The following is a 20622-nucleotide window of genomic DNA, read 5'->3' as shown; positions in this document are numbered from 1 at the left end:
CACTGATTAACAAAATCAATTTGAATTGATGTTTTTACTACTAATCAAGTGACCTTTCTGTCTTGCTTTGGAAAATAAAGAATTAAGTATAAGATGGCCCCTTATTCATTGCTCTTTCATTAAATTCCTCTATCAATAAATCTATTTTTTGCCCCAGTTGACCTTTACCCATTAATTTCCCGGAAGCATTATAAAGTGTTTGGGTAAAATAAGAGTACATAGAATTTGTGCTACTGTCCTGATTTCTGCGCTTTTGTAAATTATTCTCTTCAGAACGCATGCTAAGTAACAGGATATTCACCATCTCATGGCAATCAGAGAACTCTCCTTTTTCATAGCGAGGATAAAGATCGGCCGCCTTCTGGATATATTTAAGAACCAATTGTTTTTTTGCATCAAAAATATCTCTGCTGGCTTTAGCGGTTATAAACTCATATTCCTTATCAAGAATATAGTCATAGAATACAAAAGAAAACTGATACACCCAAGGTACATTTCTATTATTACAAAACAATGATTCATCCATGATATGAGTAATAATAGAAGGACTTTTTTGAAACAGGTCAGCTACCACTTCAATAAAATTGACTAAACTGTATGTAAAAAAACTTTCATACAAATCTGTTGTGAAATCAGTATTCTTTTCTTCATTATATTCTTTGACAGCATTTTTGGCTGCTTGTAATGCCGAGTTAATTTCATCAGAGATCCGTTTAAAATAGTTAGCATAATCCTCTTGGGTTTTAACTTCCATTAATGAAATGGTTTTAATCAAACATCTAGCAAGCTCGTTTCGTTGAATTAATAATTCCGCTTCTTTGCCTTTGTATGTTTTTTCATCTGCCTGCAATTGGTAGCTATCCAAAATTTTCTTAAAATAGCGGTCGGTAATATCTTTAAAAATCCACATTATCTACCTCTTTAATTAGTGAGCCAGAAAGTATTTGTAAAAGTTGTTGCTGATTATCGAGAACAATAACGTCTTCCTTTTCTATTATGGGCGATACTCAATATTGTAATGACAACAAACACTGGATTTTTTTGTCCGAAGTGTTTGTAATCCATTGATAACCGCTAAGAATTAAAAATAAATGTTCAAAAGCAGTAGGAATAGCCATGGTGGCTAATAGTAACTCATTGTAAGTTATGGGAAAAGTATCTGTATTCAGTTTTTTGGAAATAGTCGAAGACATCCATTGGCAAAAAACACTACAGGAGAAGACTTTAGGTTTTTTTCATAGCCCTGACATAAAAACAGTATTGTTCTAAAACAAACATCATTTCAACTCGAAGCAATTATTTGGCTCTTTTCTAAAAAGGATTGATAATTAATCAAGAATAGAAAAATAATTATTATACTTTTCCAAAAAGAAATTAATCATGAAATCAAAATGCATTAAATTATCCTTTTTTTCATTCATTTTATGGTTTAGCAGCCCAATTCTTTTGGCGCAACCGTCCAGAGTGGATAATGTAATTAATAAACTGGTTCAACCATTTATTGAGACACATCAAACTCCTGGCTTAGCCATTGCTATTTATTATAATGGAAAGGATTATTATTATAATTTTGGATTCGCTGACCGGAAAAGCAGGAAACCCGTCACTAAAAATACTATTTTTGAATTGGCATCGATTACCAAAATATTCATCAGCACTCTGGTGGCCTTGGAAGTTCAGAAAGGAAAATGGAATGTAACCGATTATGCCGTTGAATATACACCTGAACTTTCAAAAACCAAAGGACTACCCATTGACAGGGTTCAAATTGTGAATCTGGCTACTCACACAGCAAGCTTTCCCAAACAAATGGAGCAATTTGGTGTCAATAAAGGCAATATACAGGTCTTCTTTACCCGTCTTAAAACATGGCGTCCTCCAGTAAAAATAGGAACTCATTATAAATATTCCAATATTGGTTTTGGGTATTTGGGATACGTATTGGAAAACGCCACAAACGAAACTTTACCTAACCTGTTAAAATCGAATATTACCAAGCCATTGGGAATGTCTCATACTTTTTTTGATGTACCAGAAACTCTGTCTCACTATGAAGCACAAGGGTATCGACCTAAAAACAAGCCAGCGCCCTATTATATACCCGCTAACTTTCTAGGTGGCGGAGCGCTACGTTCTTCTTCAGCGGATATGCTGACTTTTTTAAAAGCAAATTTAGGCATTCAACTTGGCACTGCATCAGCCGAGTTACTTTCTGCGATGCAGTATGCCCAACAACCATTTTTTGTAGTCAACCCAAATTTTGTTATGGGATTAGGTTGGCAAAGAGTGAAAAGAGGAAGGTACATTGTAATTACTAAAAATGGGGCAAACCAGGGATTTAGTACCTTCATTGGTTTTTCACCTGCAAAAAAACTGGGAGTCGTCGTATTAATCAATCAGGCGAGGGGCAAGGCAACCTTGCTGGGAAACCAAATTCTTAATAGTCTACTTGGGTTATAGCTTAAAGGACTATTTTTTAAGCATAGACTCATGGGCATTGACAATCAAAATGTCGTGCAACATGATTGTCCTTGTACCTATTCTCTGTGCGTCTTGACTTACAATATGGCTAGGATGATTTTAGTCTAAACTAATGACGAACAGAGCGATAGGTCAAACCAGCAACTTATCAAATAACTGAAAAAGGAAGTTTCGATGAAAAAATCTAGTCCTGTATACTCGTTGTTATTGCTTTCTGCTATTACCTTTTCGCCTGTTATCAAAGCAAGCCCTATAGGTCTGATGGTGGATATCTATTGTCCTACTACCCAGGGAGCACCAAACGTCATCACTAATTTCGGAGATTACATTGGTGGTTATGGCATGGAAAATATTTTGTCCCAAAATAATCCTATTTATTTTAAATCCATTTCGCTAGCCCATGATGTTCCAGCTCAACTTGGAAATTATTATAATGAAGCGACCAGTTATAACAGCACAACAGGTCAAGTCACTTGCAGTTATATAAGCAATAACCCAACAGAGCCTCGCTTTGCTGTAGCGTATACCCTAACCAATGGCAAAGGCGGATCTGTCCAATGGCAATCAGGGAATTCAATCAATATCATTTTTCCGGTTGGTTTCAACAGTTAATCCAAGGTTACTGTCTTAAAGGTACTAACTGTCTTCTTAGCCTCCCAGCAACTCTTTCTGAAATTGATTTGCTGGGGAAATTGATGGAAATCTTACAATAAAAGTAAAACCAAGAGGATAAATCCACTCGCGAATTGGCGTACTCTGGCTGAAACGCATTATTTATTTCATTTCAACTCAGACTACGTTAGCTGATACAGACTACTACCGCTTTACTTTGATGGTTGAGGGATTTTGTCCAATTGCATACTGACATGCTTGGTAATATCATCAAGCATTTGTTGGCATGATTCACGATGCTCTGGGAATTGTTTATAGATGACATTGGTCAAAAATGCAGACAAAGCCTGACAAACCAGCCTGCGATTACGAAGCTGTGGAGGCAACTTTTCTACAGATTGAGTTAATGATGACAATAAATTTTGGCCTATAAAATTCATTGCCTTGGAATAATCTTCAGTAGTTAGAGCTTCGCCTGGTTGAGTGTTTTCACTATTCACATTCATTTTTTATCCTGTCAGTGTGTGAGCAAGCCAGATTATAGAGTCTATCTCAAGCTACTTCAACGACTGTTTCAATTCTTTCCGTAAAAGCAGCTTGATTATCAATTAAAATAACAAAATACATCATTAACAGGACTTATATAGGATGTAGCTATGGTTTTACAATGACAACAGGCTCTGGTGTGCCACCCAAAAGACTAAAGACCAAAAGCACAATAAACATTACTATAAAGAGGAAGAACAGAACTTTAGCTATCCCTGTTGCGGCTGATGCTACGCCTCTAAATCCAAATAAACCTGCGACAATTGCAACAATAAGAAAATTAAGGCCCAATATAACATGATAAACTCCCTGTCTTTCAGAATAATAAGTTCTTCCCGAATTGTTTTTACCAGAGCAAAATCAGATCCCTCTGTTTGCGCTCATCTCACTTATAAAAACGAAAGAAATTGAAATACTTATTTATAGTCATCCTACTAAAATTGTAGACTATTTATCCAAAACAAAGAAAAACAAACAACTTTTATGATATTTCATATTGTCCTCTTTTAACCGTAGATTGTCCTTATTCGACCATCCAGCTCAATTGTGATTAATTTATAATTGTTTAGTTTGTTTTTTATCTGTTTAGCCCTATTTTTGATCTAACCATTCATAATATGGAAAACTATGAGAACGATCCGCAGTTACGATTAATACCCTGGATTCTATGGGAAAATTTATTTCAGCATTTTATCAGTGTGTATGAATTATCTCTTATGACTTTATCTTATAAAGAAGCAATCCATATCTTTTTACCGAGAACAAAAAATATGGAACAGGTGAGGCAATTGTTGTGTCTATACTATGCTCATTTTGACAGGAACTCCAAACAATTCTGGAATGATGTTCACAGTAAAGGAATAAAAAGTGAGGTTATTTGTTTTGTTGCTGCAATAACCGGTTGTTTAAATGCCTTGGATACAATATCTTTTTCTTTAATACCTGATGAGATTGTGAAGATGATTCAGGCAGAAAATTACCAAGCCTTTCGTCTGGCGGCAGAAAATGGACACCTCCATGTGATAAATCATTTATGTGAATTGGCGCCAACTGAAGTCACAGCAATGATTCAAGCTGAAAATTATTATGCTTTTCGCTGGGCAGCAGTTGGAATAGGTCATCATGATGTCATTAATTTTTTGCTCGACTCTCCGGTTATGCTCGCGTACGCAAAAATACACGAATTTGAATATGGAGAGAAGTACGTCAATCCGTTTATTACCAGCCATGTGAACAGGTTAAAAGAAATGCGCGATGCCTTTAAGCAAAGTAACCTGGATGGTGTCTTTGATTTAGTCACAAAGTCGGGATGCCTGGAAGGCTTTTATATGTTACGTAATTTAATCCGTCGTAATGATGAAGCATTACTTGATGATATTCGTTTTTTGCTAAGCATCCCCGGTATAAAAGCCTTGGCTCCTGCTGGAACCATTCCAGGAGATGAGAATGAGTTACTTCGCCTGGCTCTAAGGCTAGGTAATCAAGGCGCTTGTGAGTTACTCTTATCTATTCCAGACGTACTGGCATTGACTAAGGCAAACAATTATTACATTGATGAAACAGGGGGACGACTCGACTTGCGTGCCGTAGCTTAAGTCCGTCAAGAACAATCAAAGGAGTTGATGCTTGCGACAATAAAATTGTCATATCACTCAACCGTTATGGCTATGTTTATAAACGTTTACCTATGGATTACTCATCGGATATAACTGTAAAACTACTGAAAGTGAGTTCAACTTAATACGAGTCCAAAACCATTTTGTTCAAATTTTTATGCTATATTACATTAAAAGATGTTCTTGGAAAAAAATAATGTTGCGCACATCCAATCCCTTGCTTCACGCTGCTATTCTGAATCTTGATGTTGAAAACTGTAAAGCTCTTTTAAAAGACAACAAAATTAGCGATATAAACGAATTTGCAGAATTAATTAGGGATATTCTGATTGCTCCTAAAATTAATGAACATCGTAGTTCCTTCGATAAAGCAGTTCAGATTTTAGATGTTTTTTTGGACCAAGGTTTATTTCTTGATGTTTACAAATTACCTGAGGATATTTTTCATCGTTTGTTGATGGAATATCCTGATACAACTTATAAGGTCATTGATGATTTTCAAAAACAAATCAACGACGACTCACTCCCTAACTATGTTAAGTTTTTGAAAAAAAATCTTCATGCGATGCTATACAGTTATTCTGTATTAGGTTTCCGTGATGAAAATGGCCCCGCTTTTAAAAAATGCTTAGAACTTATTTTCAAGTTTTTAGGACAAAATCAAGTCGATTATACAACAGCACCTGGATTTGAATTTATGGAAGGGTATGATAGCTCTTCTTTTTGGCGTTTAATGCAAACTCTAGTGCAAAATGATTGCGTGATATCTTTTCAATCACTCCGAGAATGGCCTTTTGTCTCTCAATCAATAGAATTGTTGGAAATAGAAGCTTCAGATAAGGACAGTCCTGCAATATTTAGTAAAATTTGGTTAGCAAATGCGAAAAATATGAGTTTGGATGAAACTTTCTCTAAAATTGGTTCACTTTATAATAAACAAGCCCACAAATGTATTGCAGTCATTATGGAAAACTTAGATCTCAATGACGAGGTAATAAAGCGTATTAGGAATGTAAGAACAGTTACTTCAAACGATAAATTTAATGCTTATATCAGTGGAGATTTCAGAAAATTAAAAAATAGAGATAATGGCAAACTGATACTTGCTCTATTTAAAAACCATTATCGTCTTGCAGCAATTGAAGTGTTTGATCCAGATCGATTCAACTCAGCTGATGAAAAAGAGGTAAAGGAAAAAATTAGGGATTTATTTTTAAATTTATTTGCATCCACTCCTTTCGACAAAATTAATAAACTAGTTACTGCTCTTCCCAAAGATCATCCTCATCTACAAACTATTAAAGAAGTTTATTCGAAAGTTAAAACTGAATATTGTGACGCTGCACCTTGTTTTTCACGCTATGTAAAACCGCAACATATAGATAAACTTAAAGAGTTTTATGGAAACAAAGCTGGGAAAATCAATGATGATATTCAATTTGGCGCTAAACGAATGGAATTAGTTCATGAGCTCAATAAGTTATTATCTAATTCAACATATCATGTTACCCCAAGCAAACTACCTTTTAACTCTTTTACCCTCAAGCAGTAAGACGTATTTAGCTGCTTTCGTTCTTGAAAAAGTATCCGAATTTCTTCTGCAGACTGGACGAAGTGATGCAGTAGGTCGATTACGAGAGTCTGAAGATTATAACACACCTGTTAGAGCTCAGTATGCATTTGCATTACCTCTTATTAGAAATGTGTTTTATTTTTCCGATGACGTAAGACTAAACAAAAAAGGCTACTCTGTGAGTTATGGCCTATTTTATAATGACCTTCAAGTCAATAGTATTGAGGAAACCAGATACACTTGGAGTGGGCCTGTTGACGAGACTAATGTTGCACCTAACTTAATGTGGCAACATGGCCTGGCACCATTAAATGCCACCTGGCCTAATATTGAAAATTTATTTGCAGAAATCTGGTCTATGGATTTATCCTTTGCGGAAAAATATTCTGACTATCGAGACAAGCTTACGGTCTTTTATGAGAAACTAGCCGAGTTATCGTGGTTAATTGGAAATACTCAACCCTTAGAGCGTGGCACAGGGAGCTTTGCTGAAACTGTAGTAGCCTTGATGCATGTTCATCATGGTTTAAATCCGCCCATTCTCAAAAGTGATTTTCCACAACTGGATGTACTAAATATTACATTTCCTCTAGAGACTTATAAAAATATTTTCCCCTATTTTTTTGAACCATCAACTGTTCCCAAACACTTAAGGTCATTTACTAATATCCCTGAGATGGAAAATCTCCCTATCTCGCAACAAATACAACATTTATTCACTCAATTCCAACGACAACAACCAAATAATCCTGGCTATGAACTCGATGAGATCTCAGTTGCTAACATACTAAAAAACCATGCAACAAAAAATAAACCACCCACATTTAGCTTTTTGAATCCAGAAAAAGCCCTCTTAGCCAAAACATCAAACTATTATTTTTCTCTCTTTAATAAAGCGGACAACCCTGAACAAAAAATTCTGCTTCTTTTGACTATATTACAATTTTCTAAAAATAAAAATTTACAATTAGATATAGCAAAACAAATTTGTAGGGATAATTTCATTAGTTGCACTAAAATTATGGATAGGGAACAAATTATTAATAACGCGTTACACTTCATCAAGACTACTGCACTTGAAAATACCGAGAAGATTGACGAAAAAACGATTGCTACTTGGGAGCAAACTGCAAAACAAATTGCTGAAGCGGAACAAGAGAACCCAGAAAAAATAGTCCTACCTAAGTTTGAAAATATTTTAATTAAACAAGATACAGATACCAGACAAGAAATACCTACTTTACCCGATAAAACAAAATTATATATTAGTATCATGAAGATACCTGTCAATGAAAGAGAAGAAAATATTTTAGCAGTCTACACGGTATCAAATAATGATGAATTACTTACAAATCAAGATGGTTCAGTTCCAACCATTATCAAAGAAATACGAGACATGGTAGGGAAGATTGACCCTTCAAAAGAAGAAAATATAGCCAATACCATTATTGAAATCAAAAGAAAAATAGCTGAAAACAAAGACAATAATTACAATGAGAATGCTCATGACTTCATCAATGCATTTGCCAAACCAAGCTGTTGCGATTTCCAAAAAATCCGCGCTGCTTTAAGTGCCAACCCTGCAATTGAGGAAATAATGAATGCTGTCAGAGTAGAAAAGCAGCTAAAAACCTAAAACTTCGAGGACTTACAAAAACCCCCGGTCTCATCGTTAAAAAATGTTTTTAATTCGGTCATTTGGTTTATCTAAACTCCCTTATTAAAAACATTTTTTGCCTTGACATTGGAGTTTTTCGTAAGTCCTCACTTCGTAAGATCGCGAGGGATTAGCAAAAAGGAAAGACTTGTAACTGAAAAAAAGGCTGTTATGAAAGCTCAGCCCCTTTCAGTTTTATTGCAAAAGTAGTAGTCAGCCTCACCGCATTACTTTAGCATTTTAGAAGGTAGTGGGAAATTGTTATCTAAATTCTGTTCTCTCAATTCAAGTGAACTGGCTTTGCATTCAATACATTTTTGACACATACATTTTGTTGCTCGCGATACGATCAAAGGGATTGGAGTTGTTGATATTCCACCTATAAGTGCAGATAAACCCCAATTTACAGGAAAACAGCAAGCGAATAATGAACCACCAACAGTTCCTAATACACAACACACAACCGTAAACGTTTTTTCTTCTTTGGAAATACAACTGCTTCTGTGTGCTGGATTGTCTTCCAGGTCTTTTCTTTGTTGATTTATTGACTCTCTAACTTCTTTGATTGATTGTAATTCCTTTTGACGTTTTTGAGAGGCCACTAGGAATTTTGAGTATTTTTGATGTAAATGACTATAAGTTCCCTCGCAGCCTATATCAACTAAAGTTACATTAAACGCTTTACTTAACTGATGTACTTGATAATTAATATCCTTATTAGTTCTTGCAAAACGACTTAGTGATTGAAGATCAAGGAAATACATAACATGCAAGAGTATTTCATTAGGAACTCTTGTAAAACTGCCAAGATTGGTGCTAGAGGGATTACTTACTCTATTTGAGTTATTTTTTTTTAAAATGAACATAAATCAACCTTAACTCCAGTGATAGATTTTATTGAGCAAAAAATATTTTTTCCAAATAAATTTTTTTTGGTATGTACATAAACAACGAAAGAACACTAACATATGTTAGCATCCAAATAAAAGATAATATGATATCGAATTAGGGCATAATCAATTGACTTAAGGATCTGAACAAAATAACGATCATCTCAACTTGATTTATTGTGCTTAGTATTGATTAAGATCTTATAGGTTTTTCCCTTTTTTAGCATTGTTAAAGTAATATGAAAAATAATACAACGATTTTCAGGAGCATTATCTTCACTCATTTTTGTCATTTTGGTTAAAATAAATTGGGTAGTTGTGTCAGATTAAGTCGAAACTAATTCATATAATTTTTGATACATATTTTAGTTTGAGGCAAGCTGATTTACAGGAGATGCGTTCTGATCTTATGATAACTTTGCCAAAACAGAACAGTGCTTAACTTAATTTGACCTGGCTAACTTCCTCATGGACCAAATCTTTGGAGACTTTACGCGCAACAAGGAGCTCTTCCATGGATTTATTGATAATTTTATCCAGTTCACCCATTTCCAGTTTTGAAGTCTTCTTATAATGTTCAATCAAATCTTCTCGCGCCTTTCCAAGCTCTTTTGTAATCGCATTGACATCATTACCCATGCCTTTTTCATTGAGATCAATAAGCCTTTTTTGTAATGCATCAGCAATTTGCTCTTTGACTTCCGAATGCAATTTCGGAAAAGGAATGTTGAAAAAGTTCAAAACGTCTTTAACTGAATTCCAAAACGAATTCCTATTTTTATAACTATCCAATCGCTGAATAATTTTATCAGTCATATTGGTTTCGCCATAATGAGCTTTTGAGAGTTGATTCAATGTTTGAGATAGAGATTCTAAATTCAGGGTTTTTTGTGTATCCCCTGATAATTCAAAATAGGCTTTTTGGAAATGACTTCTTGTTAATTGACTATCATCTTCCGGTGTGGTGGCTTTGGCGTTTAACTCAATCACCTCTCTTCTTATTTCCCTATATTTCTGCTGGCTGTCTTTGTTACCATCGTTGACTATGCTATTCATTCTATCCATAGCCTTACGAATTTCCTCTTTCTGAGTGTCGGATAGCACTTGATTATGCTGAAGATGTTCCTGAAGTGCCGCTTTTACTTGTTCACAATATTGTCGAGCATTAGGGGAAATGTGATTAATTTGTTGCCAGAGGAAACCTTTTTCATTTTTGGATTCGAGAATCTGTTTCACCTCTTCCATGGTCTGTTCCAAATGTTTGATTGCCTCGCTATCCGGTTTTGTTCTTGATTCTTTCACTCGTTCTAACAGCAAATTTTTAACTGACTCATTCGTTGAATTCTTCTCATTACAATGATAGTGATAATAATTCGCAATGGAGATCAGTGAATGTTGTAAATAAGAAAGCCGATCCCTGACTGGAGGTAGCCTGAAGCTTCTTTTTTCATCCCGATCAATGCCCGAAGGTTCTGGCAAGGTTCCTGCAATATTTTTCTCATTAATTTGAAAGTGTTTCGCTAATGATGAAAAAAAATGCTCATACCTTGGATCTTCGGATAGCGATTTTAATTCAGCGATGACTTCTTCTTTTTGGGTTTGGCCACCATGATTTTTTTCAAAAAGCCAGTTAAATGATTTGGGATACAATTGCTTAAACAATTCCCGATGCTCTTGATTAACAAATAATCTGGAATCTTGTACGTAATCTTCTCGCTTGGACAGAATACTGCGTTCATGGTATTTCTTTTTCAGCTTGGCATAGCCCCATTCATTTTCCTTCATACCACATAACAATTCAAAACGTTTTTCTGGAGATAATCCTGAAGACGTTCGAACCTCCTCTTTTTTATCTCCTACTCTGGCAATAATTGGTGGAGGAATTCCAACAGACGGAAGGGAGCCGGTTTCCCTGCAAAAACGATTCATATCATCATGTAATAAAATGGCAGTGTGATTCGTGTTGGGATCTTCGGTAACGCGATTACCAGTATTGTGTTCCCCATAGTAAGGTTTAACAACCACTTTTGTTTTTTCAGGATCTGCAATCACATACCTTCCTGAATGTTGCGGATCAAATCCTGGCCTGTATTCATGTAACATCAGGGTCGACTCAAAATGTGCTACATTAGGGGGGACAGTATAAGAATGTGGATCATCGCGTTTCCCAGGCCCAGGTACCTGATCGATTAAAAATAAATTGACTTTGATGTCTGGATATAATTGATAAAGAAGATTCGCCATTCGCATACAGGTATCAGCCCCTCGGCTAAACCCGTGCAAATTGATTGTTTCAGGCAGTTGGCCTCCATTTTTTTCAATGATGTCATTAAGGTAAAGCACTGCCTCAAATAATAAATGCTCTATGCCTTCTCCCGCCAGATTCCCTGTCAGTTTTTGTATGGCATTGGTAATCGTTTGGGAGATTACAGGACTAATTAATATTTTGGAATTATCAGTTGGGTTATAAATGTAAGTCCCGGGAATAGGATCTTTGCTGTCGATTGATTTTGGTTCTGAACCAGGACCATCAAACATCCTCATTGCCACTGTGGGATTGTCTTTATGAACTTCCGAGATTTTATTATGGAAACTGGTGAGAATATGATGAACATTTTCACGATGTTGACCAGTACCCAGAAAACTTAAAGTGACTGTTTTTACTTTTTGTTCACGAACGTCTTTCTCTGGTGTGCTCATAATATGAATATCAACTAATAGGCCCCATTGATATAATTTTAATCTATAAGCACGACAAATGCACATAAAAATCAAAATGATTACTTTTGTTGAAAATTGTTTTATTTATAATCAACATTAAGCTGGAATGGCGATTAAATCTCGAAGGATAATCAAAACACAAGCAGCAACAGTGCTGGATACTGACTATGTTTTTCCTATCTCTAATTAGTTTTAGTCTTTAACCGTAACGTTTCAATTATCATTAGCAGTTCAATACAAGTATTGCTATCCTTGACACAACAATGAAAAAAATTAAAACAACGATTCATGGAATGAAGATGAAAACAATTCTCAGCATTTTAATTGCTCTGCACACCACGTCTACTTATGCAGGCCAGCAAGTTTTGGTACTGTCAGGGGGAGATAACCCAGGCCTTAACCACTACACCCAATACCTGCAAACAAAAACTCTTTATGAGCATTTAATCACCCGATTTAATCCTGAAACAGTGAGTATCTATTTTGGAGGAGGTAACACACCAACCGCACAACCTTCTCCCTTTGATGTGCACAAACTCATTAATACAAAAGATAATCAACAAAACAAAGAAGACGTCATGTTTACGGGTATTATCGCAAACAATCAACAAGCCAATAAATACAATGTGGATGCCTTTTTTTTATCTTCCAAAATTCAACAAATCAACCCTGGTGATAATTTGCTTCTCTTTGTCAGTGATCACGGAATGCCTCATGGGTTTTTAGAGGATAAAAATACCAATCCCTACAGTAACAATTGCATTGATCTCTGGCATTATCAAAAACCATTTATTAACAACTTCACTAACGCCAAAAACTTTAGCAAAGCCTGTTTATCCAAAAATGAATTATCGTCGCTGCTCACCTTAATACCAAGCCAACACATTATTTTTGCGATGTCTCAGTGTTATTCAGGCGGGTTTCATCAATTATCTGTTACAACACAAGATGGATATCCTATAGCTAATCCTAAAATTTGTGGTTTCACTTCCTCAACGGATGATCACTATGCCAGTGGCTGCACTGCTGATGCCAACGGTGCTACCTATCAAGGATATGAACGTTCTTTTACCGAATGGTACACAGGGCATGGTGTCATTGATGGAAAAAAAATCAGAGAACCGGCTAAAAATATGTTGGTTGCACATCAAAACGCGATCATTGAAGACATGACAGTAGACATTCCTTTAAGTACTTCGGACTATTATTTACTCCAATGGGCCAAATTATTCGCATCAAAACAGTTTAAGTCCCGCATGAAAAATTACGACAATAATACGATTCGATCCGTTTACCTGAATTATGAAGAAAGATTTCAATCCAACAACAATGATGCTCTTTCCCAATTTATCCGTGTGGCCAGTGCTTCTCAAGATAAAATTATCCAGTTAATGCCTGAAGCCAGTGAATTTGCCACTTTATCCTTAACCCAACAAAAACAAAAAATCAGTTCGCTGGAAAAGCGATTAGAACAACAAGGCAAGGAATTAGAAGCCGTTTGGGAGGGAATGATGAATCTGACACTGAATGTCATCATGCCAACCTGGGAAAAAACAGTGAATCAATCAAAAAATCAGCCTCTCAATGAGAAGCAACAAACTTTTGAAAAAGAATTTTACCAAACTATTATTAAACTTAATTTATACCAACATCCTTATCAATTTGAAATGTATTATTTGCAATATCTGTCAGAAAAACACAATGATCCTGATTTAGTGAACTATCAAAAAAATCGCAACACCATGATTTACGAATGGGCAAAAACTAATAATAATGAGCCTCTGGCGAATGCCATAAAAAATTGGGAAAAACTGAACCAAAAACAACTTGCCTTATCTGAACACATTGCTGAAGAAGAAAAGAAAAAACAGTGGTTAAAGCGGATTTTTACCTACAATCAGATCATCGCCGCCTGGGTGACGCTCTTAGCTATCCACGATGAAAAAGCCCTGATTGATCTCGAAGGTTTGTTAAAATGCCAAAATGCCAGTTGAATAAATTCTCGCCAGGTAATACAACAAGATATGATGCTAAAGCAACGACATAAAAGGCCTCTTATACCTCTTATGTCGAATTTGACTTTAACCTAAAAACAAAGATGAGCTTTGCTCATCAGTTTTTTGTTCTTCAATTTGCGTCTTGAAGAGATTATGACGATGATGATGTTTTAATCTGGATTGATTTATTTCAACACATATATCTTGCAATTCGAACAGCTGTTGTGTTGTTAAACCAACCGCAACATCAATAATAAATTGAGATGATTTGATAGTATTCTCAATACTGCTTATGTATATAGGTCTTGATTCATCTTTCATCTCAACCATCTCATTTCTGAAATCAAAGCTGATTTGTTTTGATGTTTTATCCTGAATTTTTTTGAGAATGCTCATTGCACTCTTATAATCACTGGTAGCTTCCTGATGATAGCTTTGGGTTCTAATATGCAAGTAGGGACGCGACATACTTTTTCCTTCTCTGCCATCAAAAACAACCAGATCCTGGATCACCCTATTATGCGGAAATGATTGTTTTAAAAGTCCGATAACATTGGAGAGCATTTCTGCGTTTGCATTAGTATTCTTTTCTTTTTTAAGTGAAAACTTATGAAGTTCCTGAGGATTTACCTCCTTGATAATGCATACTTTCTGGCCATCTTCAAGTTCTTTGCTTTCTGTTTTTAGACAATCAAGCAAAACAAGGCTATCCATTGATCTCAGCAGTTGTTGAACGCCTGTCTCCTTGGAATCTAAATTTCCTGTGCGCAAATCAATGGGGAACTCTTCACTGGATGAATGAAAATGAACTTCAAACTTCACCCCCAAAAGAGATTTTAAATCGTTCTGTATTTGAATGAGATTAAGTTCTGATCCACTATTTAATAAATCCAATAAATCAAGAACAGAAAACCATTGTTGTGTCGGTGTCGTTAGTTCGTTTTCTTTAAACGAACCAAGGTAATTCTCCCCATCGAGTTTTGCAGAATTGAATGAAATCCCTCGTACATACCCCCTATTCCCTGCAATTGACATACGAATAAAGGTCGTAGCAGGAATAGTATTTTGCATTTCTTCCTGATTCAGTGGGATAAATCCTTCCAGTTTCTCAACCTCACATGCGGTGATAATAAATTCCACCCCATTATCCTTTAAATTGTGCCCTTCCTCATATTTCACTGCATTGGCAGCAGACAACATGACGAGTACAGATCTTAATTCCTCTATTCTTTCTTTTGATTTTATAGGGCCTATCCTTAAATCGGTTGTAGCCCCCTCGTCCCAGGATCGACTTGTCGATTGCTCAATTCGCGTTACCTCGTTTTCTTTTTCATCCAGATTTAAAATCTCGCACAACTTGGTTTTGACACGATGAATATAAGGGTTTTGCAATTCATCCAAGGTAGCTAACAACTCGATAATTTCTTTCATCTTTTAAATTCCAAGTAAAGTAAAAGGACTATTCCAAAATAGTTTTTGTATCTAACTTCCTGATTTTATTGACCAAGAAATTGAACAATAACATAAAATACAATATACAAAAAGCTCAATGTTTATAATTTAAATACAAAATGTACTCTGTTTAATAAAAACTCTATGCCCCCATAACGAAGCACGAAAATTGTTAAAATAACTGGTGATGTTTTAAATGAATCAAATTATGTACAGAAAATGAAAGAGACCGGCTCGAAGAGATTTTGGGGATATACCTATATCAACTACTGAAATAGACGATATTATTTTCACAATTTATTTATTAAGGCAGTGTTTTGGTAGTACATTCACAACCACATTTAATTTGGGCATTCGCTGCGATTTCTGCATTGCAAAGACAATAAATCCCTCCTCCAGCACTAGCGCAAAGGCTGGGACCAGCATTTTGACAGTTAGTGAGCACAATACTGGAAGCTGTTCCATTCACACGACCTTTACAATCAGGGGGTGGCAGACAGTCATCATTCGCATCACAAGTCGCTTTATTCGCGTCTTGACAATACCTGTCTGCAATTTTACTTTTTAATGTCGCATTGGTGGGATTGCATGCAGTTGAATTAACACAAGCGCCCAATTGCCCTATCGAAAAAGGAGACGATGCAGGGTTTTGTGGAAATGGGTTAGGGGTTGTTCCGGTACAGTTTTGCCCTGAAGGACTGCGTTTAAGGTTCTGTTGAGACGATTGTTCCGAGGTATTTTGTGAGTTATTGCTCACCACAATGCTGTTGCCATTTCCATTGAACTTGGCACTGCTAGCCTCTGAAAGCATCGTACCAACTAGTAATAAAACAACCGGTAAAATCCTTTTTGTATTCATTTTATTCTCTTAAACGTTTGGACAGCTATTCAAAGTCTAGGATAATTTTTTAATCCCCTCAAGTGTGCAAGGTAAGGCGATGAAGATATGGTCATTAATAAAGAAAGTACCAAAATTGCATATGCATATATTGAAAAAATATAGCACTTTAGTAGCCATTAAAAATATCGGGCATTTATCGAATCTTGACAAGCAGTCATCAAACAATCCAAGAAAACTGAAACTGTTAAATCCATGCGATTAAAAAATACGGAGTCCTGCGCAGGACCCCTGATAATTACACAGGCGCAACAAGAGATTGCTTTTCTTGACACTCTTCCTTACCTGCCAGTTGACTTAATTGATTTTTGATATGCAGCCAACTGTTAAGATCATATTGAGTTCCTAAACTGAGTATGAACGGTTTAAGAGCATACTGAACCAATAATTTATTGAGCTCGTCCATCACATAAGGAGCCAATGAATGATTATTGTATCTGGTGGTAGAATCCGCAAAGAAATGATGAAGCAAGGTCAACAAAGACTCAACCGTACTGGTTCCCCGTGCTTCACTGGCGAGCCCGCCTGCTTTTTCTTCTCCTGCCTTGCCATGACGCAACCAGCTGAACCAACCATAAGCTTCACCGGGAGTAGTTCCTTCCATTTTTTTCTTCGTATAGTTGTCAACTGCTCTTGATAAGGCAGCCATCAGTTCCGTCCAAATTGATGCAGAAGAGTTATCTTCAACTTTTTTTTTATCATTAGAAAGGGATACAGATGACACCTCCCCCTCGGTTTTTTCTTCTTTAACAGAAGCAAACAAAGTACTGTCTGAATTGGTATAGCTAAAGGAAGAAGGAGGTCTATGATTGATTTTTGGACGTTCGCTCGTTAGATGGGTCAATCGGGGTTTGAGTGACTCGGAATTGCTCTCCTTCACAGGACTCTCTGATTCTTTATTTAAAGATTCTTGAGCTTTTATAGCTTCTTCTAATTTTGCCAAGAGCAATTCTGCTTTTCTTTTTGCAACCAAACCCTTAGGAATATCAGAAGGTTTATTGATAATAGGCTCTGATCGACCGGTATATTTTTCTCTCATATCCACTTCCCTATGTCATGATTTATGAATTTAAACAGTTCACTAATGTTAATGCAATATATTGTTTTCTTTCAAGGAATTAATCTCTTCTGTTCAACCAGAAAACAGAAATACGCTGAAATAAAGTATTTTGTATTTTTCAGTTACAGAGAAATATCATAGGCCAACTTACCTTGCACAAGCCACAAGAAAAAAGCAGGGGATAAAATCAAATACTTGCGTCAATATCTACTATACTATTAACATTTTATATCACTATAGTTCTCATCCGATTACTAAAAAATTATGGACTGGAATAAAAACCTCAAGGATTATGAGAGCAGACTCACTAACATCAAACCTTTTTTTAAAAAAGGCAAAATCGTTTCTGAGAAAAATATAGTCGCCCTTCTTGAAGCAGCAATAAAACCTCATGACAAAGTCTGCCTGGAAGGAGACAATCAGAAACAGGCCGATTTTCTGGCACGCAGCCTATGTTCTGTAAATCCCCAAAAAATATACGGATTACATATGTTGCAATCGGCTGTTACCTTATCGGAACATCTCGACTTGTTCGAACGAGGAATTGCTGAAAAAATTGATTTTGCATTTGCTGGCCCACAATCAACTCGTTTGGCAATTATGATCCAGCGTAATCAGGTTAAGATAGGCAATATACATACTTACAATGAGCTTTATGCACGTTATGTGATGGATCTTACTCCCAATGTCGCCTTAATCACTGCAGAAAAAGCAGATTATTACGGTAATCTGTACACCGGTGCCAATACGGAAGAAACACCGAGTATTATTGAAGCAACTGCTTTTAAAAATGGCCTGGTCATTGTGCAAGCTAATGAAATAGTCAAGAAACTCCCAAGAATTGACATTCCAGGAGACTGGGTCGATGCCATCGTTAAAGCCCCATCGCCATCCTACATTGAACCCTTGTTTACAAGAGATCCCGCACTAATTGACGAAGTAAAAATCCTCATGGCCATGATGGTGATTAAAGGCATTTATGCTCCTTATCAAGTCAATCGATTAAATCATGGGGTTGGTTTTAACACTTGTGCAATTGAACTTATTCTGCCAACTTATGCCCAGTCTCTGGGTTTAAAAGGTAAAATTTGTAAACATTGGATGGTCAATCCTCTACCTACTTTAATCCCTGCAATTGAAGCGGGATTCATCGAGTCTATCTTTTGTGTAGGGGGTGAGGTAGGGATGAATGAATTTATTCGCTCCAAACCAGACATCTTTTTTACTGGTCGAGACGGCTCATTACGTTCAAATCGCCTGTATGGGCAACTTGCCGGGCATTATGGTTGTGATGTATTTATTGGCGCGACTCTTCAAATGGATCCGCAAGCCAACAGTTCAACGGCAACCAAAGGAAGAATCGCCGGCTTTGGTGGAGCACCCAATATGGGCTGTGATACTTTAGGGCGACGTCATTCCTCTTACGCATGGCTTAAAGCCGGACAAGAAAAAAATTCTCATAATCCTGTAGCAATGCCTCGAGGACGTAAACTTGTGATACAAATGGTTGAAACATTTCAGGGGGCAGGCAAACCAACCTTTGTAGAAAAACTGGATGCATGGGAACTACAAAAAGAAATGCAGGCCGACCTGCCGCCCATTATGATTTATGGTGATGACATCTCTCATGTCGTCACCGAAGAAGGGATAGCCAATCTGTTATTATGTAAAAATTCAGAGGAGCGTGAACAAGCTATCCGCGGAATCGCCGGTTATACTCCGGTAGGTTTGAAACGTGATAAAGCAATAGTCGATGAACTGCGCCATCGTGGTATCATTCAACGACCAGAAGATTTGAGCATTTCATTAAAAGAAGCTGATCGAGATCTACTCGCTGCCAAAAACATCCGTGATCTAGTGGAAATTTCGAATGGACTTTATAGTCCTCCTAACAAATTCAGGAATTGGTAGACCTATTTATGGATAAATATCAATACACATTCAATTTGCCCCAAAAACTCCAAATATCGCCAATGATTAAAGTTGGAGTAGCCGGTTCAGGTAATTTGGAAGTGATTATTAAACCAAACTCTAACTTTGATAAAACCGATATTATTGTAAATACTGTAATCTCTGGTTTCCGAAATACCTGGGATGCAGTGATCGAACGCTTTGTTGAAGACTATCCTTATGGTGGGCTATCCATTACTCTTAACGATGCGGGCGCCACTCCGCCTGTCGTTTCCTTACGCCTACGTCAAGCGATAGAAACCTACCAAACAGGATATCATAAAAAGGATAGCTACACGGAAGCCGCCGCACGCAATAGAATTTATTCGTTAGTCGATGAAGCCAGTTTTACAGAGTTTTTACTTGATAAAGAGACACCAAGTCCAACCCTGCCTCAGTTAAACATGCAAGTGGAAACAGACGATGGGATCATCATTGGTATCGCCAAAATGGATGGAATTGATATAGCCATTGCATCGCAACAAAAAGATTTCATTGGCGGGTCAGTAGGAGAGATACATGGTGCCAAAATCAATGGTTTAATCAAGTATGCAATTAAACATCAACTGCCTGCAATCATTTTTTTGATTGACAGTGGTGGAGTCCGTTTACAAGAAGCGAACGTAGGTGAAATTGAAATTTCTGAAATCATTCGCTCCATCCTGGATGCTCGCTCAGCCGGCATTAAAACCATAGGTGTTATTTGTGGCAATAATGGGGCTTTTGGTGGCATGGGAATCATCAGTGGCACCCTTGATTATCTCATCGTTAATCAAGGAGCGCGTATTGGCATATCTGGAGCAGAAGTCATTCAGGCAGTAAAAGGAGTTGAAGTATTTGATAGCAGTAATCGTCCTTTAGTTTGGCGCGTCTATGGCGGTAGAACCCGTTTTCTTAAATCCGATGTTCAAGGATATACCACCAATAAAATCACGGATATTCGTCAGGCTATAACAATTGCCCTTCAAATACTCTCCGCTACCCCATCCCTTAGTCTGAATTCTATTCTGGCAGAGCATGAACAACTGCAAAAACGAATTGATACAGCCAATAATTGCCGTGAGGAAGGTGAGTGGTTAAAAAATAACTGGCCCGAATTATATCAACAAGACATTTTCAATGTTCCTGATCAGCAGTTCCTGGCATTGACTAATAAAGGGAAATAAACA

At 36.6% G+C, this 20622-nt stretch carries 15 protein-coding genes and 1 pseudogene; 8 read left to right on the top strand and 8 right to left on the bottom strand.

Annotated features, from left to right (window positions below; all coding sequences use genetic code 11):
- Window positions 1-82: 82 nt before the first annotated feature.
- Complete coding sequence (lem24, locus tag CC34_RS0107060; protein ID WP_028378598.1) at window positions 83-910, bottom strand: Dot/Icm T4SS effector Lem24; 828 nt, start codon at window positions 908-910, stop codon at window positions 83-85.
- A gap of 470 nt (window positions 911-1380) precedes the next feature.
- Between lem24 and CC34_RS0107055 the strand changes: the two genes are divergently transcribed.
- Together CC34_RS0107055 and CC34_RS0107050 are read left to right on the top strand one after the other, a co-directional pair.
- Window positions 1381-2460, top strand: coding sequence for a serine hydrolase (locus tag CC34_RS0107055; RefSeq protein WP_028378479.1), 1080 nt, complete (start codon window positions 1381-1383; stop codon window positions 2458-2460).
- 195 nt (window positions 2461-2655) lie between these two features.
- On the top strand, window positions 2656-3093 hold the full coding sequence (locus CC34_RS0107050) for a hypothetical protein (RefSeq protein WP_027227453.1): 438 nt from the start codon (window positions 2656-2658) through the stop codon (window positions 3091-3093).
- Window positions 3094-3305: 212 nt separating this feature from the next.
- Here the strand turns inward: CC34_RS0107050 and CC34_RS0107040 are convergent, their stop codons facing one another.
- Together CC34_RS0107040 and CC34_RS01000000116215 are read right to left on the bottom strand one after the other, a co-directional pair.
- A complete protein-coding gene (locus tag CC34_RS0107040) occupies window positions 3306-3599 on the bottom strand; it encodes a hypothetical protein (protein ID WP_027227454.1) in 294 nt (97 codons plus the stop codon).
- Window positions 3600-3747: 148 nt separating this feature from the next.
- A pseudogene (locus CC34_RS01000000116215) lies at window positions 3748-3938 on the bottom strand (DUF1328 domain-containing protein).
- A gap of 294 nt (window positions 3939-4232) precedes the next feature.
- Between CC34_RS01000000116215 and CC34_RS0107030 the strand changes: the two are divergent.
- The 3 genes from CC34_RS0107030 to CC34_RS1000000117380 all read left to right on the top strand — a co-directional run bounded on the left by CC34_RS0107030 (window position 4233) and on the right by CC34_RS1000000117380 (window position 8464).
- Complete coding sequence (locus CC34_RS0107030; RefSeq protein WP_028379310.1) at window positions 4233-5234, top strand: hypothetical protein; 1002 nt, start codon at window positions 4233-4235, stop codon at window positions 5232-5234.
- Between the two features lie 217 nt (window positions 5235-5451).
- Window positions 5452-6807, top strand: a complete 1356-nt coding sequence (locus CC34_RS0107025) for a hypothetical protein (protein WP_028379309.1) — start codon at window positions 5452-5454, stop codon at window positions 6805-6807.
- The gene (locus CC34_RS1000000117380) at window positions 6722-8464 is read left to right on the top strand and encodes a hypothetical protein (protein ID WP_231957863.1); all 1743 of its coding nucleotides are present in this window, start codon (window positions 6722-6724) and stop codon (window positions 8462-8464) included. The genes CC34_RS0107025 and CC34_RS1000000117380 overlap by 86 nt, the downstream gene beginning before the upstream one ends.
- 248 nt (window positions 8465-8712) lie before the next feature.
- On the opposite strand, the gene CC34_RS0107015 is transcribed toward CC34_RS1000000117380, so the two are convergent.
- Together CC34_RS0107015 and CC34_RS0107010 are read right to left on the bottom strand one after the other, a co-directional pair.
- On the bottom strand, window positions 8713-9351 hold the full coding sequence (locus tag CC34_RS0107015) for an F-box protein (RefSeq protein WP_027227457.1): 639 nt from the start codon (window positions 9349-9351) through the stop codon (window positions 8713-8715).
- A gap of 462 nt (window positions 9352-9813) precedes the next feature.
- Window positions 9814-12075, bottom strand: coding sequence for a Dot/Icm T4SS effector Lem25 family protein (locus CC34_RS0107010; RefSeq protein WP_028379307.1), 2262 nt, complete (start codon window positions 12073-12075; stop codon window positions 9814-9816).
- 320 nt (window positions 12076-12395) lie between these two features.
- On the opposite strand from CC34_RS0107010, the gene CC34_RS0107005 reads away from it, so the two are divergent.
- Window positions 12396-14090: a hypothetical protein gene (locus CC34_RS0107005; protein WP_028379306.1), complete on the top strand. Its 1695-nt coding sequence runs from the start codon at window positions 12396-12398 to the stop codon at window positions 14088-14090.
- 87 nt (window positions 14091-14177) lie between these two features.
- Here the strand turns inward: CC34_RS0107005 and CC34_RS0107000 are convergent, their stop codons facing one another.
- The 3 genes from CC34_RS0107000 to CC34_RS0106990 all read right to left on the bottom strand — a co-directional run bounded on the left by CC34_RS0107000 (window position 14178) and on the right by CC34_RS0106990 (window position 17488).
- Window positions 14178-15524, bottom strand: coding sequence for a hypothetical protein (locus CC34_RS0107000; RefSeq protein ID WP_028379305.1), 1347 nt, complete (start codon window positions 15522-15524; stop codon window positions 14178-14180).
- A 325-nt stretch (window positions 15525-15849) separates the two neighbouring features.
- Window positions 15850-16404 (bottom strand): hypothetical protein, encoded by a 555-nt coding sequence (locus CC34_RS0106995; RefSeq protein ID WP_028378473.1) that lies wholly within the window; start codon window positions 16402-16404, stop codon window positions 15850-15852.
- 277 nt (window positions 16405-16681) lie between these two features.
- Complete coding sequence (locus tag CC34_RS0106990; RefSeq protein ID WP_080272081.1) at window positions 16682-17488, bottom strand: hypothetical protein; 807 nt, start codon at window positions 17486-17488, stop codon at window positions 16682-16684.
- A 279-nt stretch (window positions 17489-17767) separates the two neighbouring features.
- On the opposite strand from CC34_RS0106990, the gene mdcA reads away from it, so the two are divergent.
- Both mdcA and mdcD read left to right on the top strand, forming a co-directional pair.
- Window positions 17768-19414 carry a malonate decarboxylase subunit alpha gene (gene mdcA / locus CC34_RS0106985; RefSeq protein ID WP_028379304.1) on the top strand — a complete coding sequence of 549 codons (1647 nt, stop codon included), beginning with the start codon at window positions 17768-17770 and terminating at the stop codon, window positions 19412-19414.
- Between the two features lie 8 nt (window positions 19415-19422).
- Entirely contained in the window at window positions 19423-20619 is a 1197-nt protein-coding gene (gene mdcD / locus CC34_RS0106980; protein WP_028378472.1) for a biotin-independent malonate decarboxylase subunit beta, read from the top strand.
- Window positions 20620-20622 lie beyond the last annotated feature (3 nt).

It is taken from the genome of Legionella pneumophila subsp. fraseri (assembly GCF_000586315.1).
Taxonomy (GTDB): Bacteria; Pseudomonadota; Gammaproteobacteria; order Legionellales; family Legionellaceae; genus Legionella; species Legionella pneumophila_B.
This window is presented reverse-complemented; position numbering and strand designations above follow the sequence as displayed.